This window comes from Asanoa siamensis (assembly GCF_016862555.1).
Lineage (GTDB): Bacteria > Actinomycetota > Actinomycetes > Mycobacteriales > Micromonosporaceae > Asanoa > Asanoa siamensis.
The window spans coordinates 1-19127 of sequence record NZ_BONE01000119.1; the positions used below are offsets into that span (position 1 = coordinate 1).

At 66.5% G+C, this 19127-nt stretch carries 13 protein-coding genes; 7 read left to right on the top strand and 6 right to left on the bottom strand.

The genetic code is table 11. The features are described from left to right. Nucleotides 1–49: 49 nt before the first annotated feature. Nucleotides 50–1585, bottom strand: coding sequence for a ParB/RepB/Spo0J family partition protein (locus Asi02nite_RS38240; protein ID WP_203718946.1), 1536 nt, complete (start codon nucleotides 1583–1585; stop codon nucleotides 50–52). A gap of 477 nt (nucleotides 1586–2062) precedes the next feature. Here Asi02nite_RS38240 and Asi02nite_RS38245 point away from each other — a divergent pair, with 477 nt between their 5' ends. From Asi02nite_RS38245 to Asi02nite_RS38255, 3 genes are all read left to right on the top strand, one after another. Further along, on the top strand, nucleotides 2063–2380 hold the full coding sequence (locus tag Asi02nite_RS38245) for a hypothetical protein (RefSeq protein WP_203718947.1): 318 nt from the start codon (nucleotides 2063–2065) through the stop codon (nucleotides 2378–2380). 113 nt (nucleotides 2381–2493) lie between these two features. Next, nucleotides 2494–2982, top strand: coding sequence for a hypothetical protein (locus Asi02nite_RS38250; RefSeq protein WP_203718948.1), 489 nt, complete (start codon nucleotides 2494–2496; stop codon nucleotides 2980–2982). 320 nt (nucleotides 2983–3302) lie between these two features. After that, a complete protein-coding gene (locus Asi02nite_RS38255; protein WP_203718949.1) occupies nucleotides 3303–4373 on the top strand; it encodes a phosphoadenosine phosphosulfate reductase domain-containing protein in 1071 nt (356 codons plus the stop codon). 424 nt (nucleotides 4374–4797) lie between these two features. Here Asi02nite_RS38255 and Asi02nite_RS38260 read toward each other — a convergent pair whose 3' ends face one another. After that, nucleotides 4798–5505 (bottom strand): hypothetical protein, encoded by a 708-nt coding sequence (locus Asi02nite_RS38260; RefSeq protein ID WP_203718950.1) that lies wholly within the window; start codon nucleotides 5503–5505, stop codon nucleotides 4798–4800. Between the two features lie 1713 nt (nucleotides 5506–7218). Here Asi02nite_RS38260 and Asi02nite_RS38265 point away from each other — a divergent pair. Continuing rightward, the gene (locus Asi02nite_RS38265) at nucleotides 7219–8544 is read left to right on the top strand and encodes a ParB/RepB/Spo0J family partition protein (RefSeq protein ID WP_203718951.1); all 1326 of its coding nucleotides are present in this window, start codon (nucleotides 7219–7221) and stop codon (nucleotides 8542–8544) included. Between the two features lie 19 nt (nucleotides 8545–8563). After that, the gene (locus tag Asi02nite_RS38270; protein ID WP_203718952.1) at nucleotides 8564–9577 is read left to right on the top strand and encodes a ParA family protein; all 1014 of its coding nucleotides are present in this window, start codon (nucleotides 8564–8566) and stop codon (nucleotides 9575–9577) included. A 410-nt stretch (nucleotides 9578–9987) separates the two neighbouring features. On the opposite strand, the gene Asi02nite_RS38275 is transcribed toward Asi02nite_RS38270, so the two are convergent. Next, nucleotides 9988–11547, bottom strand: coding sequence for a hypothetical protein (locus Asi02nite_RS38275; RefSeq protein WP_203718953.1), 1560 nt, complete (start codon nucleotides 11545–11547; stop codon nucleotides 9988–9990). Between the two features lie 419 nt (nucleotides 11548–11966). Then, nucleotides 11967–12962 (bottom strand): replication protein RepA, encoded by a 996-nt coding sequence (locus tag Asi02nite_RS38280; protein ID WP_203718954.1) that lies wholly within the window; start codon nucleotides 12960–12962, stop codon nucleotides 11967–11969. A 190-nt stretch (nucleotides 12963–13152) separates the two neighbouring features. Between Asi02nite_RS38280 and Asi02nite_RS38285 the strand changes: the two genes are divergently transcribed. Together Asi02nite_RS38285 and Asi02nite_RS38290 are read left to right on the top strand one after the other, a co-directional pair. After that, entirely contained in the window at nucleotides 13153–13392 is a 240-nt protein-coding gene (locus Asi02nite_RS38285; RefSeq protein ID WP_203718955.1) for a hypothetical protein, read from the top strand. A 474-nt stretch (nucleotides 13393–13866) separates the two neighbouring features. Next, a complete protein-coding gene (locus Asi02nite_RS38290) occupies nucleotides 13867–14244 on the top strand; it encodes a DUF6879 family protein (protein ID WP_239127605.1) in 378 nt (125 codons plus the stop codon). Nucleotides 14245–14798: 554 nt separating this feature from the next. Here Asi02nite_RS38290 and Asi02nite_RS38295 read toward each other — a convergent pair. After that, nucleotides 14799–16583 carry a CDP-glycerol glycerophosphotransferase family protein gene (locus Asi02nite_RS38295; protein ID WP_203718956.1) on the bottom strand — a complete coding sequence of 595 codons (1785 nt, stop codon included), beginning with the start codon at nucleotides 16581–16583 and terminating at the stop codon, nucleotides 14799–14801. Beyond that, the coding region (locus Asi02nite_RS38300; RefSeq protein ID WP_203718957.1) for a condensation domain-containing protein at nucleotides 16570–19127 on the bottom strand (2558 nt) is incomplete at its 5' end. The genes Asi02nite_RS38295 and Asi02nite_RS38300, both read right to left, overlap by 14 nt.

The window sequence follows — 19127 nt, forward strand, 5'->3', positions numbered from 1 at the left end:
GGGGCGGCTGACCTGGCTGCGGCGCAGCCAGGTCAGCCGCCCCTCTCCCCTACTGGTGAGGCTGGTCGGGTTCGTCTGAGTCCGGGGTCGTGTCGTCGAGCTCGGGCTCGGCGGGTTCGTCTGAGTCCGGGGTCGTGTCGTCGAGCTCGGGCTCGGCGGCTTGCCTGGGCCGCGTGGCCTTCTTGGGCTCGGCCCGCTTGACCAGGATGCGCTCGACATCGGTCAGGACGTATCCCTGCGTCTCCAGGAACCTTAGGTAGCGAACGGTGTACGCCCGCGGGCTGCGCCAAGTGCCAAACTCGCTGCCCTTCTCGTGCGCCCCGAGCACGACGGTCAGCATCAGCATCAGTGCCCGTGCGTCGTTGGCGCCGGCGAGCAGCTTCGAGAGGTCGGAACTGCGCCCGTACGTGGGGGCTTTGATACCGAGCCACGACAGCGCGTGTGCGTCGCCCTTCTCCATCGCCTCACGGAGCCAGTGGCCTTCGTCGTCGAGCAGCGCCTGGGCGAGGAACATCACGGTGCCTTGCGGCGGGGTTTTCCGCTGGCACAGCTCCTTGACGAAGTCCTGGCGGACCTCGGTCGCGATGGCCCAGGCCTTGTTGTTGGCGATGACCTCGCGCCGCTCCTCGCGCTGCTTCTCGGGGCTCGTGGATCCGCTGAGCGACGAGTAGGCGTACTTGCGGTGCTTGTTGGCCTTCGGGTCGGTGCAGACGTAGACGACGTTGATGCGCCAGTAGTCGTTGACGAGGTAGGCCGCATGGCCGGGGCAGTCGCGGTGGGTCTTCTCGCTGAGCCCGTTGCCGTCCGGCGAGGCCCACTTGCTCAGCACCCGCTTGTCGCCATGGGTGTCCGCCGGCGCGTCAATGACGGTCACACCCGCCTGGGCTAGCGCGGCCAGCGCCTTCTCGGTCTCATCCCGAAGCTGGCGGTCCTTTTGCGCCTGGCGGATCTCGTATTCGACGTTCTTGCCCTTTGCTGCCGCCACGCTGATCTGCTTGATCGCGTCGCGGTCCTGTCTGGGGTCGAGTTCGGAGATGGCGGCGGCGACGTCGAGGGTGACTGCGCTGTACCGCGCGACAATCTTGGACGCTGCCGCGTGCCGTGCTACCCGCAGCGCTTGCTCCACGTCCTTCTTGGGTGTCCTGAGTTGCTTGGCGATGTCTCCCGCAGCCAGGCCGAAGGCCGCGAGCTGCTCGGTGGCCTTGACCCGGTCGCCGGCGGTCAGGCCAGCCCGGCGAGCGTTCTCGTCGACCTGACGAACGACGGTTTGTACGCCGGTCCCGGGCCGCGGGACCACCATGACCGGCACCGTCTCGCGGCCGCCGTCGATCGCGGCGAGGGTTCGGCGCTCCCCCATGAGGACGACGAGTTCGTCGCCGTCCTCGTAGGCCGTGATCGCTTGGAGTACGCCGTGTTCCTTGACCGAAGCGAGGAAGTCCGGGTCGAGCGACTTCTTCGCATTCACGCGCGAGTAGTTCGCGCGGAGTACCAGGGTGCCCGGGTCGACTTCGACCAGGTGCGGCCGTCGTCCCGTCGCCTCCTCGGCCGCGCTCGTGGTGACGATGTCCTCGGCGAGGTCAGTCACTGGTGTCCCTTCCCGGTCGGGCGCCGGGCTGATCCGGCGCGGTCAGATTCAGCCCGCCGTCGCGTGGCGAAAGTCGGTGTGACGTGCCGGGTTGACGGCAATGGGTGCGGGCCGGTCTATAATGATACCCCTTCACTGACCGCTAGTCTACTGTGGACGGATTTGGTCAGCCCGAAAGCGGAACAGGTCATGGTGGGCGCGCACCGCGTTGCCGTAGCGGTTCCTCGCCTAGACCCTGATGCCCCCGTACGGCGGCATCCCGCGCAGCACCCAGAGGGCGCGACCGACGCGGTGTCATCTCCGCGTCGCCGAAGGCCCGGCTGGCCAAGCCGCGTGGCCCACCTCAGCGCGTCAATCCAATGTGGACCTGTTGTCCCGCGACTGGATGGGGTATCATTATAGGGCGACGTCGAGGATGCCTCGGCTTCCCTATCAGAAGACCGGTTGGCCCGGCCCGGCCGGGCAGGAAGGACGGACATGGAGATCGAAGACATGAGCCCGGCCCTGGGCGGGCTGGTCCGCCTGTCTTGGTCGGTGCGTGAGTCGTTCAGCGCCGACGTTCCCGAGCACCGCCTGACCGCGCTCGCCGACCTGGACCCGATCCGGCGGCCCGACGGCAGCCTCGATCTGGCCTCGCTAACCGACAAGGTGCGCGAACGCGGGCTCGACGGCGTGCTCGCCGACCTTGAGTGCCAGGCAACCTCCCGCGGAGTGCAGCAGCGCGACGTCGCCGAGGCGTACCTGCTGACCGCCGAGAACATCGCGACCGGCGACCAAGCGGCGGGCCGTCGATGAGCCGCTCGAAGCGCTCCACCTGCCAGCGGTGCGGCCGGTCGCTGCGGGCCGCACGGAAGGGATGGCTGCACGTCCCGCCCGGCGACTCGTGCAGCGACGCTGACGCCGCCCCAGTGACTCCTGGTGCGGCACTGCGCACACTGCTGCTGGCGCTACTAGCAACCGGCGCCTGCCAGGTGGTTCTCTACTCCGACGGCATCGAGGTCGAAGGACCGGACGACACCTCGCTGCTGTTCGTGGGTGGAGACTTCACCGTCGACCAGGTCGCCGCGTTGCTCGGCATCCCGGTAGAAGCGGTCGACGCGAAGCGCAGGCGTCCTCGCCCGAGTCAGCCCGGCGACCACCCGAATTTCACCCGGCACGACTTGACCGACATCGGCGAGTCCGTTGCCTGGCGCTATCAGGGCGTGCCGGGCGACGGTGACCTCTCCGACCATTTCTGGCTCGCCGTACTCGGTGTGGAGGTGATGGTCCGGCGCCGCAACGACGGCGTCTACGTCAGCATCGAGAACGACGCCATCGATACCGGCCACGGTCCGCTGCTCGTCGAGGTCGACCAAGGCGGCGCGAACACGTACGGCGAGGACACCCGCGACGAGTGAGTCTGGTCCGCCCGGCAGCCCAGGCGGCCGGGCGGACCCCACCCGATGTGGCACCAGGCACTCCGCATAGCGGACCGCCCGGTCCTTCCGCGGTGCCGGGTAACGCCGATCGCCCCGGGTGAGGCGACTGGCGGCGGCCCACACAGGCGCATATTTCTGCAGCTCAAAGACATTGTGGATCTGGCGCGAACCTTCCGGAGGAGGTATCATTATAGGTAGCTTGGGGTCTCCCGGGTGTCACCAGAAGTCGTCAAGGAGCGCCCCCAAATGGGCGCGAGGCGGCCCCTCTCCCCGATCGCGATGACAACGGAGGTTCGCCAGTGCCCACCACCAACAGAGCCGGCAAGCCGGCTGCCAAGCCGCAGCCGCTGGCGGATTTCGTGTTCCCGTTCGGGCCGGGCGGCAATCCCGCCGAGGTGGATCTCTGGCTGCTGAATTCCTCGGGCGGCAAGGACTCGCAAGAAATGATCCGCGCGGCCGCCGACCGGCTGCGGGAGGCCGGCCTCCTGGACAGGCTGATCACCGAGCGCCGGATCTGGGTGCAGCACAACGGCCTGGGTGACGATCCGCACGACGGCGTCGAATGGGCTGGCACCTGCGAGCTCGCCGCCGAGCAAGCCGCCCGGTACGGGCTGCCGTTCATCGTCACCCACCGCGACGGCCCGGACCTCATCGACGACATCGCCGCCAGGCGGCGCATCGACGGCTCCCCCCGTGGGTTCCCTCGGCTGCAGTTCCGGTTCTGCACCCGCGAGCACAAGACCGCCCCATCGGAACGATTCATCCGGGCGCAAGGAGCCCAACTCGGCGTAACCGGCCGCCCCATGGTGGTGGTACAGACCTTCGGTTTCCGCGCCGCCGAGTCGCCCCGCCGCGCCAGCCGTCCGGTGTGGTCTTTCAATCCCCGGGCGTCGACTCTGCACACCCGCAAGGTCTACGACTGGCTGCCCATCCACGAGCTCAGCACCGACCAGGTCTGGGCCGGCATTCGCGCGGCCGGAGTCCCCTACCACCCGGCCTACAAGAACCTGGGCATGTCCAGGCTCAGCTGCCGGATGTGCGTGCTCGCCGGCGAACGCGACTTGCTGATCTCGGCCCGCGCGAACCCGGGCACCGCCCAGCGGATCCTGGCCGTCGAGCAGGCGACCGCGATGCCGTTCCAGGACAACCGGACCATGGCGCAGATCATCGCTAAGGCCGGTCCGGCCAGCCCGTTTCGGGTCACCTGGGTGCCGTGCCCGACCTGCGGCGTACGTGTGCTCATCCAGGACAGCGATCCGGATCGCCACTGCCCGGCGCACGCGGCGACCGGCCCATGGGATCAGCACCACCGTGACCGGCTCAGCGGCTGCATCGCGCAGGCCACCCTGTTCGACCTGGAGACCGCGTGAGCTGCCTGGCCGGCGGCAAGGTTGCCGAGGACCGCGCCCACCGCGGCCCTTTTCCCACGAGACCCACTCTCCCGTTCCACGGTGCACACGTCCCCGCGCCGCCATCCGGTTCCGCTTCGCTCCAGGAAGGGCTGCCCAGCCGCCCCCCGGGCAGCGACCAGGTCGCGGCTCTCGCCGCCTTGCAGCTGACCGGCGTGCGTGTCACGGGCGCATCGCTCGCCAGGGATCTGACCTACCCGACCCGCGGCAGAACGTCACCGCCGCCGCTCGACCAACTTCTCCCCCGCAGCGTCGCGGGAGTCCCATCCACCGGGCCGGCTAGCCCACGCTGGCTGTGGCATGCCGAGTGGGCGATCCTTTGCTAAACAGCCGCCCTCGTACCAGAACAACCGCTGCCGCACCGTTCCCGGAAGAACCAGGCTGGCTACCACAGCAGGCGCAGGCCCTGCGCGAGCTGCTCGCGGACCGCCCGGTCTGCTGCCGGCCGCGCTGCCCCGGGGCGAAGCCCGAAAATCGCGTACGCGACCGCCCCGCAGAAATCCATCGTCGGGCGGCGCGTACTCATCAAGGCGCCCGCATTATCGATGTCGTTGGCCAGCTTCTCGCGGGCCGGCCCGTCATCAACCAACAGCAGAAGCTCGTCGCGATGGTCGATAAGAAGGTCGGCCAGGCCGCGGAGCTCGACGACGTGCTCGTCCAGCCACTCCTGCGCCCGGCCCTCATCGCTGATGTGGACTGACGTGCGCGCAGCCAAAGTGACTCGGCGGTGGTAGACGGCTTGCCTGCTGCGCAGTCCCATCGGTGCGCCGTACACCGCCGGCCGGACGCCGAGCTGCCGACCTGCCTCCAGCATCGCGAGGACACGACGCTCGTGCCTGTCGGTGTCTCGCTGGCGCTGGTACTCCAGCAGCGTGGATCGAAACTCAAGCTCGGCACCTAGGACCAGCGGGGTTACCCGCCGGTGGCGATGGGCGTATTCGACGACCGCGTCGACGTCGTCGTCGTCACGCACTTCGACAGGAAAGCTCACGTCGAGGTCAGGATCGCGCGCTTCGACGCGAAGCTTCCTGATTTCCGCAGCCGCCTTAGCGGCGTCTTGGAGCTTGTATCGCGGCGCTGGCTTGTCAGCCATACGACTCATGGCATGAGTATGGCATGGCGTAAAGATAATCTTTACGCCATGAGCGGCGCGTACCGCGCCACCTCTGCAGAACCCTGGCTCGCCTCCCCACAGTGGATGCGAACGAGTCAAGCGAGCGCCCTCCACGGCCACGTACCCGGGCGCCTGACCAGGCCCGCCGCGTCCGCGATGAAGTCCCATGTTGAGAGTGCTACGGCAAGCCGAACGACTCAGCCGCCCGCCCTGTTTTCTGCCTCCATTCAGGACAGCTCGACTGATGCAGCCTTTGAGGCTCTGTATCTGCTAAGCCACCCCAAGCGCCCGAAGCACATCGTGAGGACCGGTGTACACGGACGCTCGCGCGCACGGAACCGGGAGCTGACGGTCGCTGGCACATCTTGCCATTCGCGCCGAGATGACCGGCAGGGCACGAACATCGCTCTGCAATGGCGCCAGGCAGCGTAGGAAGGCGATGAAGACTACCGCGATCAGCGCCGGCCGCTGCGGCTCCGTTAGCGGGCACGCCAGATCGACCCTGATGGCCCGCAACGCTCTCGCTAACCGTTCCGCTAACCCTGAGGAGCCGTCGACCGATCCGGAGCTAGATCCCGGTCGTCCTGCTAGACGGCGGATGGCAAAATTATCGTCCTCCTGATCGGCGCCGGCCGAGCAACGTCGCTGTGGGGGCGATGCAGCATGCTGACCGATGTGCTAAATCAGGTGCCCGGGAGCGGTTGATGCATCGACACGCCGCGAGAGAACCGGCCTCTGACTGGTGAGGGATCGCATAGCCCCCGACCAGGTCGCCACGAACGCGCTCGTCACGCTACGTTACGCCATTATCGTCATGTTGTGAGAATGGCCTTGGGACGTCACGGACTGGCTGACCGACCGGAGCGGGGATTAGTTTCGGGTCGTTTAGAACAGGGCCGGTTCCACGTGCGCCGGAGGCCCGAGACTGCAGGGACGGTTGGAACGAGTCCAGGAGGGCCAATCAAAGGGTCGTCAGTCCGGTTGTGCAAGGAGACCGGAGTGGTGCATTGAAGTCGGGCCGTCGAGTGCTGAACGGCCGGAACGTTGGCGCATGAGCGCGGGGCCGCGAGCATTTGCCCTGGCTCGGCAACGGTCTGATCACCCGACCGAGGCCTACGGTCACGCTGCGGAGATGACCGTCGCCATTCGGGCCGCATGATGGATGAGTCCGCGAGGTTTCGTCGACGAAACTTCGCCGGCGCTCGGCCGGGGTTGCTCGGAGCTCCGATGATCTGGACCGGGTCGGCCGCGAAGTTTCGTCAGCGAAACTCCGCAGGATCGGGGCGGGTGGTTTCGTCGACGAAACCTCGATGAGATCGCACGACGTGGACGGACTGCAATCCCGTACTTCTAGGCAAGTCAGACCAGAGTTTCGTCGACGAAACTCTGGTCGACGTTGGTCGCGCGCCCTGGCGAATCCATGGCCTTGAACTGTTCGAGCCCGGTTGTGCGAAGCGTGCGGCGACGGGAGTGGCGTCCTAAGTCGGGGCGGGCGCTCACGCTATGGTCTACCCATCAAGCTTCGCGTCGACTCTGGAGCCATGGATGCCCCGCACAAAGAGCAGAGCCGCTGCCACCGCTGCGCCTCCACCGCCGCCCGATACGACGTCGTCGCCGTCAACCGGATCCGCGTCTATGGCGCCCCGCGGACAGTTCAACGCCCGGCAGGAGGGTCAGCGGTTCCTGACGGCGTTGAAGTCGATCGCCCCGAATCCTCGGAACCTGCGCGAGGAGTGGGAGTACCTGACCGACGAGTTCGCCGAGTTCAGGCACAACGTCGAAAGCACCGACGAGCTGATCCAGGATCCGGCGGTAGCGTCCGTTAACGCGTACGTGGCCAAGTACCCGCAGTACAACGGCGCCTTCGGTCCGGACGTGGAATGGGTGCTGCTGGCCGGGGAGCGCCGCTATCGGGCGCAGCTCGATCTGCTTACGCCAGAAGGCAAGATCGCCGTAGTGCTCCGTAACAAGCTGGTCGAGCAGGGCGACTTTGTCCTGCTCAGCGAGAACGGGTATCGCAAGGGCTGGGACCTCATCCAGGAAGCCCAGCTCATCGATCGAATCCGCCGCGAGGAAGGTCTTACCTACGACCAGATCTTGGAGCGGCTCGGCGGGCACCCTGCCATCAAGCGTCGCTCCGACATCTCAAAGCGGGTGGCCTTGCTCGTCCTTGAGGATGGACCGCTGCGACGGTCGATACGCCAGGGCGAGCCGGGCCTGGAGCCTTCCTACCTTCTGGTCACCAAGCTGAAGACGCAGGAGCGGATCGAGGAGGGCTGGGCGCTCATGCAGGCCAAGGGCATCACCGCCAAGGCCGCCTGCGAGATCCTGCTGGGCGAGACGCCGACGGCCGCAGAGGTGGCCGAGAACCCGACCCCGGCTGGTGCCGGTCCTTCGTCGCCGACGGCATCGGGCCCAGATGCCGGACTCGGTCACGCAGAGACCGCGGGTCAAGAACAAGCTGCTGCCACGGGGCCGGCAGAAACGAGCGGGAGAGACCGTACCGCTGGTAAGGAAGGCGCGGGTTTCGTCGACGAAACCTCTGCCGGTGATGAGTCCCGGGTTCCCGCTCAAGCCCGGCCCGGCAAGCTCGTGCCGCGTCCGGTCGGCCGGTGGGCGGGAGCCGATCTCGTTGCTGGCCGCATCGACTCGTGCGTGAAGGTCGTGGAGTCGCAGACTTGGCCCAAGCTCGACGACGCCACTCGCTTTGTTGTCGTGCACTCGATATTGGAGGCTTCCGCGCCGGCGTTAGACCTCGCCCTTCAGATCACCGGGGGACCAGCCGAGAGTGGCGGAGACCGGCTCAGCTACGTTGCGGATCTTGAGGCGTCGGAGGACGGCGTCTTGAGGATGGCGTACGCGATCGCGCTGGCGACCGATGAACTTTCTCTGCGCGCCGCGGGGGACCGCTTGGACGACCGCGCCGCTGGCTATCTGGCGCGCCTGCAGAGCGGCGCGGGCTACGACACCACGGACTATCAGCAAGCCCTTCTGGCAGTTTCGTCAACGAAACTCTGAGCTCCCTGGAGCCCTTCCCGTGACTCAACCCGAACGCACTCCGATCGCGCTGCCGGCGCAGATGCCCCTCACCCGTCGCATGTATCCTGATGGCCCCCTCGTTGTGGCCTACGCCAACGAGGGCGGTGGAACTCGCAAGACAACGGGGATCACCAACACCGCAGTCGCACTGTCCCGGATGGGCCTACGCGTCGCCGTCGTCGACTGCGACCAGACCATGGCGGCGTCGACCTACCTCGGCTACGGCGTCACCAACCGAAAGCATTACCCACAGCGCACCGAGGTGATGTATTCCCGGCTGAGCAGCATGCCGAACATCTACGAGGTGCTGGTGGGCAATCTTGATCTCAAAGGGGCGCTGCTACCGGCCCGGACCCGCATCACATCCGTCCAGCGAGCCGAGTCCGGTGAGCTGATCGACGACGAGCGGTGGGATACCGATGCCTGCTTCGAGGCCATCCCCAATCTGTATCTGGTCCTCGGCTCGCGGGACATGGCGATCGCCTCGGAGGACATCCGCAATGCGGGCCGCCCCGGATCGCGGTCGAAGGCCGGGCTGCATTGGCTGCGAAAGGCGATCGAAACCCTCCCTGCGGGCACTGTGGACGTTCTGCTCATCGATAGCCGCGGCACCTTCGACACGCTCGAGCTGACCGAGCTGGGTGCTGCTGACTACGTTGTCGGCTGCGTGAAGCCGGACACCAAGGATGACGACACCCTGCACGGGCTCAAGTCGCTCATCGCCACGGCCCAGGAGCAGTTCGAGTTCTCCGGGGGAGCGGCGGTCCTGCGCTACATCCTGTTCAACGGCTACGTGAAGAACCGCGGCATCTTCTACCTGGAGATTTTCGAGGAGTTCAAGACGTTCTATGGCGACATGCTGCTGCCGTACGTGTCGGAGAACGTGCAGGTCGCAGAGAGTGTCAAGGCCCAGGAGCCGGTCCACTTCTGGATGAAGCCCAATGACCCGCTGATCGCACAGTTCGACGCGATTGCCCAGGTGATTGCACGCGACCTGAGCCAGTTGGTCTGAAGCTGGGTGGAACCACGTCCTGGCGGCTGGCGCAGTGTGGGTCAGGACCACCCCAGCCCGGGTGTGAGACCCAGACAGGTCAGCAGGGCTTTGTTGGACGGTCTTGCATGAGCCCGGCGATCTGCGGCTCTGCTCGGCGGTCACGAAGGAGAACCCGCAACCACCACCCAGGAAGGCCTCACGGACGTACGCCGTCCGCGAGCCGAGCGCGCGTCGGCGTAGAGGTCGCCGCCGGAACCGACCGCGCCCAGTTCCTTCGCCTTCGCGCCGCTATCGGCTCGCCCGGGCGGCCAGGCGGATGCGGCGGCGGGCCTCCCGGTGCGGCGGCGAACTCACACAGTCGCTGGGGGCCAGGATGCCGCGAACTGTGTAAGGGGTCGGGTGGGACGGTGTCCGGTCCCGGGCACCGGTCAACAGTGGCCGTCGCTCCGACGGGCGCGCTCGCTCGCGGCTCGGTGGCGGGCGCGCGCGTGGATCCGCGCGCTGCGAGCGGCGGCCACGGCCGCCTCCGGATCGGTGAGTTCGATGAGCCGATCCCAGCCGGCCGGCGAGGTCTTCCGCTGCCGGCTGCGGGCGCGCGCTTCCGCAGCGATGCCGTACGCGGTCTGGGCTGCGGTGCTGGTGTCGCTCCACACGGGCGGGCCGTGCTCGGCAGCTAGCGCGGCTTCGACGATCCGGACGGTCATCCGCGACACTCGGCCTTGTCGACGGTGGTCATCACCGATTACAAAGGCGACGACGGCCTGTAGTACGCGATAAAGGCCCGAGCTCGAGCTGACCTGGCCGTAGGTCTCGGCGGCTCGGTCGACCTGGAAAGCCGTCCAGCTGCGTGCGGCCAAAGGCTCAAGGGCAGCAGCGAGGGAGGGCAGGGGTACTGCCCGCCACCGCGGTGCCCGTTCAACGAGTTTGCGAGCGAGCGCATATCCCCTTCGCGTCCTAGGATGCTCTAGGGGGAGTGGGGAAAGCTCTCTTTCGTAGAGATTTTCTCGGGGAAAGTTTCTCTTTTGCGGGCATTCCGTAGGGGAAGAAGATCCACTTCTCTTCATGGAGAGTAAACCCAAAAATGGGGTGCAGGGATTGTCCACAGGCGCATTGAGCCGGACCTCTTGTGCTTGATCAACCAGCGGGGCGCCTGTGGCCGGGGCTTCCTCTGCGAAGCCCGAGAGAAGGGCCCGGGCGTTAGCTGCGGCGTCCAGGTAAAGGTCCAGGCGATCACGGTCCACTGTCTCGTCGAGTTCATCCATGACCTGGGCACGCTCGAGGTAGGCCAAGGGGACACGCAGCTCGTACTCGGCGGCAAGCCGTTGCATGTCGCCGTTTTCGTCGCGCACCATGCAGCCGTCGGCGTGCTGGTAAAGCAGTCCCGCCCGCTGTAACGCACGCAGCGCGTACTGAGCGCGACGTTCGCGGCAGCCGACTCTGGTGTAGATCTCGTGTACCGATGGGCGCACCACAGGTCCGTACGCCACTGTGAGGGCTGCGTACACCTCGGTGACAGCGACCTCGATGCGGCCGAAGTCGTGGCCGAGGCGCAGAGCCCGTCCGGACGCGGCGTGCTCCTCGGCCAACTGGCGCGCGATATCGACCGTCTGCCAGGGGTTGGTCAGCGCTGGTCGGCTGGCGGATAGGGGTCGGTCCACCGGGTTGTACGGCAGCAGGGAGCCCACCATCGGCACTCCGGCGCCGTTCTCGTCCGGTTCGGCTGACGGGCGGCACAGCCGGCAGCGGTCAACGTCGTGCGGCGCCTGCTCGCTCGCTCGGAAGCCGAAACGCTCGTGGAACTCCCAGCAGCGCAGGCAGCAGACCAGACCGGGGGCGCGCGTAACACCGAGCTTGTGCCGGCCCGCGATCGCGCATGGCTCGCACTCGCGCTGTTCGCCGGCAGCATGCCGGCGAACGACCGCTTGTGGGCCGTGGTGGACGCGGCCGCGACAAGAAGGGAGCCCGGATGGCTTCGTCCAGGCCGCCATTGAGTGACGGAAGTCGGAAGCGGCGGAAGTCTCTATGCCCCCATCGCGTGACAAATCGGTCGCCTTGTCACGCGAAGAAGTGCTGTCAGGCAGGACACGCGGGAAAATCTCCCCCTGCCCCGTGAAACTGTCCGCCGGCTCCGTTAAAGTAGAAGCGGGTCGCCACAAAGACATGTGGTCCCGCCCGGAGGTAGGCGCAAAGCTGATCCTTCGGTTAGGGATGAACGACGGTTCCTGGTTTCAGCCGCCAAGCGAATAGCCAGGGGCCGTCGTTGTCTTTATAGGAACTTGTGGGACGTGCTCCTTCCTCGCGTCTGTAACCGAGGAGGAGAGGCGGGGGTGATCAAGCCGCCCGGCGCCTACCTCCACTCTGAGCCTGTGGACTGTTCGATTGTCGTTGCATCCATTCCGGGCAACGTTTAGGTGCGCGGTCTATCAGCCAACTCGGCTCTGAACCGGCGTGCTGGTAGCGTCGCCGCCCGGCGGGTTCCTGCTAGTCCGTGTCCACCAGGTGGTGCGATATGCGGGTTGCTCGGGCGCAGCGTCATACCCGTTGGCGTCCAGTCCACCTTGGCCTCGTGGTAAACAGCCAGCACGACTGGCATCTGCGCTTCGATGTCCCTTTTTACCTCATAAACGTACTTAGACCGCGCCCGCGGGTCCGCCGGTAGCCCTCCAGTGCCGAACTGCTCAGCGAGCAGCAACCAAGGAATCGTTACGGGGCGACGTAAACGCCATAACCGCGCTGCCGTCCAGGTGTATAGATCCATGGCCATCGCGCTGTGTCCAAGGATCTGATATGCCTCGAGGTTCGCTGGCACCGGGTTGGCGATCAGGGCGTTGAAGTAGTCAGTTGCGAACACCAGTTCGGACTCGTGTACCGGATGCGTTGGGTTTTCTTTCCGGTCAAACCAGAAATCCCAGCCCTTCGCAATCGGCATCGAACCTCCGCGATCACGCTCAGAATTGCCTGCATCCGATGCCCACGTGATCTGTATCGAGCAGCGCGCCCATCGCTTCAACTGCTCACCGACAAGGTTCCGAGTCCCAGTCTTCCCTCCGGTTGATGCAAGACCCAGGCCGGCCAAGAAGCCACTCACGGACTTCCCCAGCGAGATCACCGGCGACTGGGTGAGTACCGCCTCGGCATTGAGTTTGGCCGCGACGAGGCGAGCCTTAGGCCCGTACGGAAGGCCGGTACCGCTGCCATCGGCGGGATTTGTACCAGCCGTGACGGTCAACGCGAGGTCCCCGTTGTAGTGGGTATAGACACGGTTGGTGTCCGGCGGACGCCGCTTAGGCAGGTAGGCCAGCGTCATTTCCGGCAACGAGTACGCCAGGAGCGGGACCTCGCGGGAGTCCATCGCGATGACCTCGTCGATGAGACTGAGCTGGGTGGCTTTAGGCCGGGCCATGCGAACGAGACTGACATACCGGTGGCCCGTATGGACGGGGCATCGTCGATGCCGGCGTGTCGCTCCATGCCATCGAAGCGTCCTTGGCTGCGGCGATGGCCCCAGCCAAGAGGGCTCGACACGACATAGGGGCGAACATCCATGAGTCAAGTACAAGAAGCACTCCGAGACGTCATTGACCTGCGCAAACGTGGCGCTGAGCGTCGACCTTGCCGCCTCCTCGCGGTCGGCCAATAATGCGTGCCATCGGCTCGATCTGTCGGCCAATAATGCAGGCCGTAGCTTCGTTATCCACAAGATTTTTGGGGCGAAGGACTACAACTCGGACGATTTCGATGTTTCGTCGGGCGATAATATGTGTATAACCCGGCGCAGTTTGTGCCGTTATGCCCGCTGGATCGAGATCAAGGTATCGCCGTCAAGCCGATAGCGGGTACCGCTGACTCGACAGTCGGCCAGTAATGCCAGCCGTGCCAGGTTTGCCCCTTCTGTCGGCCAATAATGCGGGCACAGTGCCTGAGTTATCCACAGCTCCGGCCTTCGAAGGCCCCGAGCGACCCGGTGATTTCGTCGGGCAGTAATGCCAGCCGCCTCGCGCACACCAGGTCTGCCTTGCCGATCTGGTCGGCTAATAATGCCGGCCAAGGCTCGGAGCGCGGTGAGCAGCGGTGGCGGACTGTGATGAAACCCGTGGACCTGCTGTCACCCGCGCTGGAGTGCAGCAGCCGACGCGTTCTGTGTCGGGCAACTATGCCCACCTTGACCTGGGAAAACGCTCGCCCAAAGTCGGCCAGTGTCGGCTTCACCGGCTCAGCGCGGTCGAGGCGGCGCCCGCCCGGGGCACGAGCCCAGCGCATGTGCCCGGCAAAGCATCGCTGGCGGCGGCCCGGCACGAAGCCCGCTGATGATGCACCTGGAGCTGGCCGCCGCAGTCAACCTGCCACGGACCGTGGGCGTAGTGATGCGTCGAGCCCGGACCATCTCCGAGCCGATCACTCCCTACATCCGGTACGAGTACGACGGGACCTTCACCAACGTCGCCGCCGGAGAGAAGGTCCGGTGGCTGCCGCGTCGCCGCACCACCGATCTGCTGCTGCCCGGGGTGGATTTCTGGGTCTTCGACGACGAGCTAGTGATCTTCAACCACTTCACGGGTGCTGGGCAATGGGCTGAGCTCGGAATGGAGCTGTGCCGCGATTCCCACGTGACGAAGGGATGTGCCGCGGCGTTCGATGCGATCTGGGACCGGGCCATCCAGCACGACCCGTACCAGCCCGACTGAATCTCCGTCCATGCGCGCAGCGGCGTCATCGAGCGTCCAACGGGCGCGTCAAGTTCTCGCAGACCGTGGCTCGCCGAACTACGGCGCGAAGCGCGTCTGCCCGGGGCGCGAGCCGGCCTTACAGCTCGTGCGTGATTGCATCGCAGATCCCCCGCCGGCGCAGCCACCCGGTCACTGGCCAATGGATGTCCAATGCAATGTCCACGATGAGGAAGCGGCACAACGTGGCGCTGGCCGCCGCAGCCGACCAAGCTCGCCCGGCTGGTCGCACGAGGACGCAGTCGGGCGGTACATGCAGAGCATCTATGAGCCCGGGCGGTGTACCCCTTCAGCGTTTCGCTGGCGATGGGGTGACGCTCGGACAAACCCCTTCCCGGGGACTGGAGGGGTTAGCTGCTAAGCCGTCGGCCAGGCAGCACACGAGCCGGGGCAACCGCGCCGTTCGCGCGCCCGGATGCTTCTGAGCCCCCACCCCCCCGGCGAAGCGGCCGGCTAGTTACGCGTTCTCAGACGCTCTACTTCAACGTTCGCCCATCAGCACAAAAGGTCGGCCATCACGTGCCCCCAACTTCACGAGGGTTGAGGAGGTCGCTGACTGCCTGTTTGAATCGAGGGAATGAGTCTTGATAATCCGGTCCGAGCAGTCTTTTCGCCAGATCTACGCGAGTGCCGGCGAGGGGGTCCGCAGGGCAAGGGCCAATACATTGATCGATAAAATCGCCGACGTCGTTCATGCTCCTGCCGATTATGTAGGCGGCCGCAGCGACGGGGAAGTTATCCCGGAAACCCTCGCTCGTGGGCGAGGTCATGTTAACCATAGCGAACGGCCGCTGTGTGGCGACGAAGTCGGACGCTACTGCCGACACGTCTGTGATGAGAAGATCCACTTCACCGAAGTATTCGTGGATCATCCGTTGTCTGTCCACGATGGTGCGGTGCGGGAGCTCAGCCATCCCCGAAGGCGCCGCCGCGTTCGCCGCTTCCAGCCGTTCGGAGATGGCGTCTTGCGCCCGCCGCGCCTGTTCGGAGAAGAACCCAGTTTTGGGGTGAGGTTTGAACCACACTCGCAGGCCAGCCGGGTGTGCCAACAGGGCCTCGACTACGTCCGCCCCACGTTCTGCTAACGAGGAGTAGTTGTTGTCGTCGTTCCACGCCTCCCACGTCGGCGCGTAAAGAACGGTCACCCCGATCGGCGAGCTGCGAGGCCGTCGTGTGGCCAACAACCCGGCGAGCTGCGGCCGGCCGATCTCAATGATGCGGTCCTGATCAAAACGGAAGGGTGCGTGCAGATAACGCTCTCGCCCGATCCGACCGGATACCCATACCTGGTCGTACAGGAGGTCAGCGCGACTGGCGCTGCTTTTCTTGTCGCTGTCCCCATGGTTCAACAAGACAAACCGCGACGAGGGGAGGTGTGCGGCGACGAGGTAGTTGTCCATCAGGCCGCTGGGGAAGAACGTGATGCCCACGTTCTGTGGAATGACGGCTCTTAGGTCGCCGAACGATGCGCCGACAAGAAGCGGGCAGGAAGGCGGGTTGAGTTCGAAGGAGTCCTCCTCGATGAGGTAGGAGATCTCGCGATCTCTCATCACGATGAGGGTTGGCATTGGCAGCCGTTCGAATACGGGCAGCCACATCCCTACGTGGACGCGGTCGGTCGGATGGCTAAGTGCGTACAGCATCAGTCGTGGCTGGAAGCTCTCCACCTGGCGTCGGATGATGTCGATGACCTGTCGCCGGTTCGCCAGGTGCCTGTTGCGGCGCACGTGAGTCGACAGGGCGACTACACAGGCAGTCTCACCTGCCAGGACCGCTAGCGCGGTAGATATCGCCAGCGCCGGCCGGCCGGTGGTGGCGGTCGCGGCGAGGGCGACTGCTATCGCGCTGGTGCCGAATCTTTCCACGCCGGCGTCGACGAGCCGCAGCAACTGGCCAGGTGGAGCGGGAATACGAAGCTCGCCCAGGTCGATGTTGCGGGTGATGAATGGCAGTGTCCGGTGCTGCGCGAGCCGCCGCCGCAGTAGCGCCTGACCGCCAGCGCCGAGCTGGGCGCAGAGCAACACCGCAAAACCGGCGATCACCGGGAACGCCCGGCTCTGGACGGCGGCGAGCCCGGCTACCGCAGAGACGCCACGAAGGCCGGCTCGGGCGATGGCACTACGGTTCTGCACCGCGCGGTTGCTGGCGCGCGGATTGTCGCGGCATGCCTCGGCCAGTACGTCAGCAGCCAGCAGACTCAGCAGCCACCCGGCAGGCGTCAGCAGCGCTGCTGGCACGAGTGCCGAGGTCGCAACAGTCGCGATGTGGTCGACGATCTCGCGGCGGTCAAGACGTCGCATGCGGGCCTCCTGTACCGGACCGTCCCGGCGGGCCGGGTTGCGCCGGGCCGATCTCAACGCCATCGTCGAGCCGGTCTACGAGGAGCCGGGCCATCTGGTCTACCGCGTCCGGGTCGCCGAGGGTGATGCAGCGGATCCGGGCGCTGCCATCGGGGCGCACTGTGGCCTCTACTTGGACGGGGAAATGGAACACGTCGTGGTACGCCAGCGGCCGGATCCTGGTGCGCGCCTGGGCCGGGCTCTGCTTGAGGTAGTTGAGGCTGATCGCCACGGGCCTCCAGCCAGGCCATCCCGCACCCGCGGCGCGGACCGCGCGTAGTGCGTGGGAGCCTTGGTGGACAGCGGAGGCGATGGATTCCCGGTCGCCGTCGATGCTTACGGGGTGCAAGTACCAGAACATGCCCAGAGCCGCGGCCGAGCCGGGGATGTCAGGGTCGCGGCCGCTGGTCACCACGTGCAGCGTGCGTGCGCCGACGATGTCACGACCGGCGTGGGCGACGACCGATGCCAGTGCTGCTTTCGTGTCGACGCGGCGGTCCCAGGCCCAGCTGCGTAGCTGGTTCATCGTGGCTGCTGAGACCTCCACGTCGAGCATGGCCGGGCCGGCACCCGTAGCTGGAGGTGGTGGCCTATGACTGATTGGAACGGCGATGTTCGCTGTCTCGGCGGCGACGTGCTTGCACAGCAGCCGGCGCATCCGCGCGGATGACGGCAGCTGCGGTGCCGGGCCGCCGTCCAGGTGTGCTGCTAGGTCGTCGAGCAGGCGCAGGAAGGCGCGGTTGCTGGCTCCGTCCATTAGGGCGTGGTGAGTCTGCATGCCGAGCATGATCGTGTCGTCCTCGGCGAAGATCGTGATGTCGACCAGCGGCGACCCCGTCACGGCGTCGGCGGCGCTGACGGTGTCTGGGCCGTCGAACCATTGCAGGGCTGCGGGACGGCCGCCGGGAGCGAGGCTGATCGCGGGAGCGCCGTCTGGCACCCAACGCTGGACGACGGTGCGGCCGTCGGTGTGGAAGCGCCGCTGAAAGGGGTCGAAGCGCGCCCAGAGGTCGCGCAGCGCGTCGACGAACGCAGCGGTGTCCGCGACGCCGGAGACCGCGATTAGCTGCCGGGGAAGGTAGCGGCCGGGGCCTCCAGTGGCGTGGTGAAGCATCATCTGTTGCATCGCGCTGGCCGGGGCCATGCTGGCTGCGCGGAGGAGTGCCGGCGTGCCGGCGGCCGGCGTCGTGCGGTGAATCACGTCTGTCAAGGCGTCGAGTATCGCGGCGGCGTGGGCGTCCGGGAGACGGTCTGGGTCGAAGTCGAGGACTGCCTGGATGTCTGCGGCCTGCTGGCGGAAGGTGATGGTGGCCTCGTAGGGCACAAGATTGCCGGTGCCTGCGGCGGACACGGGCACGGCGGCGAGCCGGCGGACCAGCGGTGTGCTGTGCGGCTCCACCGTGTCGTCGTGGAGGCGGAGATCCATCGCGAACCGGCCGATCCGCAGATCGTCGTGCTCGGCCGGTAACCAGCGCAGTGCACCGTAGCTGAGGCCGGCGTCGGGCGCCTCCTCGAGGCCGGCGTTGATCCGGTCGACAGCGGACTCGGTCAGCGGGACGTGTTCGACGACGACGGGGTGGTGGAGGCCGAACCAGCCGACGGCCGCGCTGAGATCCATCTCGTCAACGGTGGTGCGGCCGTTGCGTTCCACATCGACGACGGTGGCTCCCGGGCCTTCCGTCACGGCCAGCGCATGGCCAAGAGCGGCGGGTAGTACCCGGGACGGTGGGTGTTGCCAGCGGCTGCGGAGGCGATCGGCGGATCCGAGCTCGGCGGTCAGTCGGTGGTTACGCCGGGGCTGGGCGTCCATTCGTCCGGTGCGGCCGGCTGCCAGTCGCTGCCGCCACTCGGCGGCATCGAGCGTGAACGCCCCTGCCCGGTACTGCCGCAGGACGGCGTCGGTGAACGCGGAGAAGCCGTTGTCGGGTTGAGCCGGTTCCCCGGACAGCAGCGCAAGGAGCCGGTCTTCCAGCACCCGCCATGACCACACATCGATGACGAGGTGATGCGCGGCCAGGACGAGCACCCCGGAACCGTTCTGGTCGCGGACGGCGAGGGCGCGCAGCAGCGGGGCGGCGCGGTGGTCGACTGTGTCGTGCAGCGACGAGATCGCCGCCTCCAGCCGCTGGTCGGTGGCATCGCTGTCGAGGACCTCGACGGTGACGTAGTCAACGTGCTGAGCGCGTGCGGGGGAGTCAGGGCTGTCGAAGACCGTGCGTAGAACTGGCGTCGCGTCGATCAGCGCGGACATCGCCCTTTCCAGCGTTGTTCGTGGCGGCAGCACGTCGATGGATATGAGATGGCGCTGCTGCCAGCGGTGGGGGTGGGCAAGTTGTAAGGCGAAGAACCATCGTTGCGTGGGGCTCAGCTCGATGCGGGTGGCAGGTGCGGGCATGGTCGCCTCTGCCGGTGTGGGGCCACACATCTGCTGCAGGTCGAGGAAGCGAGGGTGGGAATACACATCAGCCGGGCTCAGGGTGAACCCGCTGTCGCGGGCGGTGCGGA

What these genes read in the sequence shown, in the direction of transcription:
- Asi02nite_RS38295 (WP_203718956.1), bottom strand. Translation starts at nt 16,583, where the DNA reads ATGCGACGTCTTGACCGCCGCGAGATCGTCGACCACATCGCGACTGTT.
- Asi02nite_RS38280 (WP_203718954.1), bottom strand. Translation starts at nt 12,962, where the DNA reads ATGGCCCGGCCTAAAGCCACCCAGCTCAGTCTCATCGACGAGGTCATC.
- Asi02nite_RS38290 (WP_239127605.1), top strand. Translation starts at nt 13,867, where the DNA reads ATGATGCACCTGGAGCTGGCCGCCGCAGTCAACCTGCCACGGACCGTG.
- Asi02nite_RS38245 (WP_203718947.1), top strand. Translation starts at nt 2,063, where the DNA reads ATGGAGATCGAAGACATGAGCCCGGCCCTGGGCGGGCTGGTCCGCCTG.
- Asi02nite_RS38260 (WP_203718950.1), bottom strand. Translation starts at nt 5,505, where the DNA reads ATGGCTGACAAGCCAGCGCCGCGATACAAGCTCCAAGACGCCGCTAAG.
- Asi02nite_RS38275 (WP_203718953.1), bottom strand. Translation starts at nt 11,547, where the DNA reads ATGGCGGCCTGGACGAAGCCATCCGGGCTCCCTTCTTGTCGCGGCCGC.